This window comes from Streptomyces sp. NPDC002690 (genome assembly GCF_053592415.1).
The window spans coordinates 1-4,753 of the sequence record NZ_JBSFVR010000479.1 but is presented as its reverse complement, the minus strand read 5'-3'; the positions used below and the strand labels follow the sequence as shown (position 1 = coordinate 4,753).

Here is a 4,753-nt window from a genome sequence, read left to right as displayed (position 1 = left end):
CAGGGCAACGCCCTCCCCGGCTGGGCGGAGGGCGCCCGCTGGTCCGAACACGTCACCAGCCTCGGCACCATGAAGGTCCAGGAGATCCCCGCCAGCGGAGGGGAACACCGGTCCCGCCCGCCGGACGTTCCCTCTACTGTGGACACCCCGCAACGGCTTCCCCGCGGTCGCCGCGCGCCGCGGGCTCGGTATCGTCGATGTCCCGCTGATCCGCGCCCGGAGACCCGACGTCGAGGGGGAGCCATGCCCCGGGTGGTCCGGACGCTCGCCCCCATCGAGACCGGCCTCTCCCGGGCGCGGATGCCAGCACGTCTGCCCCGGCACCACCGCCGCCCTCCGCAAGGACATCGCCCAGTGAGAACCGCGCTCGTCATCGGTACCGGACTGGTCGGCACCTCCGCCGCCCTCGCCCTGGCCGGCCGTGGCATCCACGTCCACCTCGCCGACCACGACCCCGCGTCGGCCCGCACCGCCGCGGCGCTCGGGGCCGGTACCGAGGAGCCGCCCGAGGGGCCGGTGGACCTCGCCGTCGTCGCCGTACCGCCCGCGCACACGGCGTCGGTACTGGCCGGCGCCATGCGCGGCGGCGTCGCCCGGGGCTACCTCGACGTGGCGAGCGTCAAGGGCGGGCCCCGCCGCGAGCTGGAGGCGCTGGGGATCGACCTGACCCCGTACATCGGTACGCACCCGATGGCCGGCAAGGAGCGCTCCGGCCCTCTCGCCGCCACCGGGGACCTCTTCGAGGGCCGCCCCTGGGTGCTCACCCCGACCCGGGACACCGACACCGAGGTGCTCAACCTCGCCTTGGAGCTGGTCGCGGTCTGCAAGGCCGTCCCCGTGGTCATGGACGCCGACGCGCACGACCGGGCCGTCGCCCTCGTGTCGCACACCCCGCAGCTGATCTCCTCGATGGTCGCCGCCCGGCTGGAGGAGGCCGACGAGACCGCCGTACGCCTGTGCGGGCAGGGCATCCGCGACGTCACCCGGATCGCCGCCTCCGACCCCCGGATGTGGGTGGAGATCCTCTCCGCCAACCCCGGACCCGTCGCCGACGTGCTCGCCGGTATCGCCACCGATCTCGACGAGACGGTGCGGGCCCTGCGGAGCCTCCAGTCCGCCGACGAGGAGAAGCGCCGTACGGGCACGGAGGGCATCGAGGACGTTCTGCGGCGCGGCAACGCAGGCCGCGTCCGGGTTCCCGGCAAGCACGGCGCGGGCCCCGCCTCGTACGAGATCGTCACCGTCCTGATCAGCGACCGCCCCGGCGAGCTGGCCCGGATCTTCGCCGACGCGGGACTGGCCGGGGTGAACATCGAGGACGTCCGGATCGAGCACGCCACGGGCCAGCAGGCGGGCCTGGTCCAGCTCATGGTCGAGCCCAGCGCCGCCGCCGCGCTCGGCTCCGCCCTCACCGGGCGCGGCTGGTCGCTCCGGCCCTGAAACACCGCCCGGTACGGGGCCGGGCACCCCGCTCCGTACCGGGTGCGTCCGAACGGGGTACAGGTGTGTCCCCGGTACTCGGTAACCTTGTCCGAGGCCGTTCGTCGGCCTGCCCCGTCCCCGCCCGTCCCGCCCCGTGTACCAGGAAGGTGCCCACCGCCGTGGAAACCGCAAGCTCCGCAGTGATCGTCGCCATCGACGGCCCCTCCGGCACCGGCAAGTCGAGCACCTCCAAGGCCGTCGCCGCCAAGCTCGGCCTGAGCTACCTGGACACCGGCGCGCAGTACCGGGCGATCACCTGGTGGATGCTGACCAACGACGTCGACATCACCGACGCGGCGGCGGTCGCGAACGCCGCGGCCAAGCCCGCGATCGTCTCCGGCACCGACCCGTCCGCCCCGACGATCACCGTCGACGGCGAAGACGCCTCCGGGCCGATCCGCACCCAGGAGGTCACCGCCGCCGTCAGTGCCGTCAGCGCTGTCCCCGAGGTGCGCGCCATGATCACGGAGCTCCAGCGCTCCATCGCCGCGGGCGCCACGACGGGCATCGTCGTGGAAGGCCGGGACATCGGCACCACCGTGCTGCCCGACGCCGACCTCAAGGTCTTCCTCACCGCGTCGGCGGAGGCCCGCGCGGCCCGCCGCAGCGGGGAGCTGAAGGGCGCGGACGTCGCCGCCACCAAGGAAGCCCTGATCAAGCGGGACGCGGCCGACTCCGGCCGCAAGACCTCTCCGCTCGCCAAGGCCGGCGACGCCGTCGAGGTCGACACCACCGAGCTGACCCTGGAGCAGGTCATCGAGTGCGTCGTCACCCTCGTCGAGGAGAAGCGGGCCGCGAAGTGACGGATGCCACTTCCGCGCCCTCAGCGCGCGGAGCGGCCGTGGGGCGCGGCATCGGCATCGGGCTGATGTACGGCCTGTGGAAGCCCCGGGTTCTGGGTGCCTGGCGGGTTCCGGCCGCCGGACCCGTCATACTCGCGGTGAACCACTCTCACAACATCGACGGACCGATGCTGATGGGTACCGCGCCCCGGCCGGTGCACTTCCTGATCAAAAAAGAGGCGTTCGTCGGCCCCCTCGACCCGTTCCTGCGCGGAATCGGGCAGCTGAAGGTGGACCGTACGGCCGCCGACCGCACCGCCATCACCCAGGCGCTCGGCGTACTGGCGGACGGCGGGGCGCTCGGGATCTTTCCCGAGGGCACGCGGGGCGAGGGCGACTTCGCCTCGCTTCGGGCCGGACTCGCGTACTTCGCCCTGCGCGGCGCGGCGCCGATCGTCCCCGTGGCGGTCCTGGGAAGCACGGAGGCCCGGGGACGGTTGATATCCGCGTTGCCTCCGTTGCGCAGCCGGGTGGACGTGGTCTTCGGCGACGCGTTCGACGCGGGCGACGGCAGCGGGCGCCGGACCCGCAAGGCCCTGGACGAGGCCACCGTGCGGATCCAGCGGAAGCTGGCCGCGCACCTGGAAGACGCCAGGCGCCTCACCGGGCGTCCGGTCAAGACCTGAGTAGTGAGCCGCGTCACCGCGGCCCATCGATGATGACGTACAGAGGAACGGACTTCATGAACGACCAGATTCACTCCGACGGCTCGGACCACGAGCACGGAGCACTTGGCGACGCCGAGTACGCGGAGTTCATGGAGCTCGCCGCGCAGGAAGGCTTCGACGCCGAGGAGATCGAGGGTGCCCTCGACGAGGCCGGAGCGGGCCCGCTGCCCGTTCTCGCCGTCGTCGGCCGCCCCAACGTCGGCAAGTCGACGCTGGTGAACCGCATCATCGGCCGCCGCGAGGCCGTCGTGCAGGACAAGCCCGGCGTCACCCGCGACCGCGTCACGTACGAGGCCGAGTGGGCCGGACGTCGCTTCAAGGTCGTCGACACCGGCGGCTGGGAGCAGGACGTGCTGGGGCTGGACGCCTCCGTCGCCGCCCAGGCGGAGTACGCCATCGAGACCGCCGACGCGGTCGTCTTCGTGGTCGACTCCACGGTCGGCGCCACCGACACCGACGAGGCCGTCGTCAAGCTGCTGCGCCGGGCCGGCAAGCCCGTCGTGCTCTGCGCCAACAAGGTCGACGGCCAGAGCGGCGAGGCCGACGCCACCGCCCTCTGGTCGCTCGGTCTCGGCGAGCCCCACCCGGTCTCCTCGCTGCACGGCCGCGGCACCGGCGACATGCTGGACGCCGTCCTCGAAGCCCTGCCCGACGCCCCGGCCCAGCGCTTCGGCGGCACCCCCCTCGGGGGTCCGCGCCGCATCGCGCTCATCGGCCGCCCGAACGTCGGCAAGTCCTCGCTGCTGAACAAGGTCGCGGGCGAGGACCGGGTCGTCGTCAACGAGCTCGCGGGCACCACCCGTGACCCGGTCGACGAGCTGATCAACCTCGGCGGCATCACCTGGAAGTTCATCGACACGGCCGGTATCCGCCGCCGCGTCCACCTCCAGGAAGGCGCGGACTACTACGCCTCGCTGCGTACCGCCGCCGCGCTGGAAAAGGCCGAGGTCGCCGTCATCCTGATCGACTCCAGCGAGTCCATCAGCGTCCAGGACCAGCGCATCGTCACCATGGCCGTGGACGCCGGACGCGCGATCGTCGTCGCGTTCAACAAGTGGGACACCCTCGACGAGGAGCGCCGCTACTACCTGGAGCGCGAGATCGAGACGGAGCTCGCGCAGATCGCCTGGGCACCGCGTGTCAACGTCTCCGCGGTGACCGGCCGGCACATGGAGAAGCTCGTACCGGCGATCGAGACGGCCATCGAGGGCTGGGAAACCCGCATCCCCACCGGCCGGCTGAACGCCTTCCTCGGTGAGATCGTCGCCGCCCACCCGCACCCGGTCCGGGGCGGAAAGCAGCCCCGCATCCTCTTCGGCACCCAGGCGGGCACCAAGCCGCCGCGGTTCGTCCTCTTCGCCTCCGGCTTCCTGGAGCACGGCTACCGCCGCTTCGTGGAGCGCCGTCTGCGCGAGGAGTTCGGCTTCGAGGGCACCCCGATCCACATGTCGGTGCGGGTCCGCGAGAAGCGCGGCCGCAACAAGTAGCACGCGGACCGGTGCGTGAACCACCGGTGCACGACGGAGCCCCGGACGCTCCCCCCTCATCGGGGAGGGAAGCGTCCGGGGCTCCGTCGTGCTCGTGCACCGGGAATCGGTACGGGGACCGCACAGGACCTTCGCGAGCGGGCCGACCCGGCGTCACCGGTCCACGGTCCGCGCGACGGCCCTCAGGGCTCCCGCGAGCCCGGGGGCAGAGCCGCGGGCTGCGGGCGCCCGGCGTGCCGGCCCACCCGCTGCCAGGCGCCGGCCGCGCCCATGC

The 4,753-nt window shown here is 72.9% G+C and carries 4 protein-coding genes and 1 pseudogene; all 5 read left to right on the top strand.

Going from position 1 to position 4,753, the window contains the following annotated elements; translation table 11 throughout:
- Positions 1-157: 157 nt before the first annotated feature.
- Positions 158-358: pseudogene (locus tag ACWD3D_RS33670) on the top strand (chorismate mutase); the annotation flags it as partial.
- Complete coding sequence (locus ACWD3D_RS33665; protein WP_451464511.1) at positions 355-1,440, top strand: prephenate dehydrogenase; 1,086 nt, start codon at positions 355-357, stop codon at positions 1,438-1,440. The pseudogene ACWD3D_RS33670 and the gene ACWD3D_RS33665, both read left to right, overlap by 4 nt.
- A 65-nt stretch (positions 1,441-1,505) precedes the next feature.
- Complete coding sequence (cmk, locus tag ACWD3D_RS33660; RefSeq protein ID WP_451464510.1) at positions 1,506-2,285, top strand: (d)CMP kinase; 780 nt, start codon at positions 1,506-1,508, stop codon at positions 2,283-2,285.
- Positions 2,282-2,950, top strand: coding sequence for a lysophospholipid acyltransferase family protein (locus ACWD3D_RS33655; RefSeq protein WP_451464509.1), 669 nt, complete (start codon positions 2,282-2,284; stop codon positions 2,948-2,950). Before cmk ends, ACWD3D_RS33655 begins: the two co-directional genes overlap by 4 nt.
- Before the next feature lie 56 nt (positions 2,951-3,006).
- Positions 3,007-4,479, top strand: a complete 1,473-nt coding sequence (der, locus tag ACWD3D_RS33650) for a ribosome biogenesis GTPase Der (protein WP_451464508.1) — start codon at positions 3,007-3,009, stop codon at positions 4,477-4,479.
- Positions 4,480-4,753: the final 274 nt, after the last annotated feature.

Bases quoted from the DNA above. Each gene is read 5' to 3' on its own strand.
- der (WP_451464508.1), top strand. From the start codon at position 3,007: ATGAACGACCAGATTCACTCCGACGGCTCGGACCACGAGCACGGAGCA.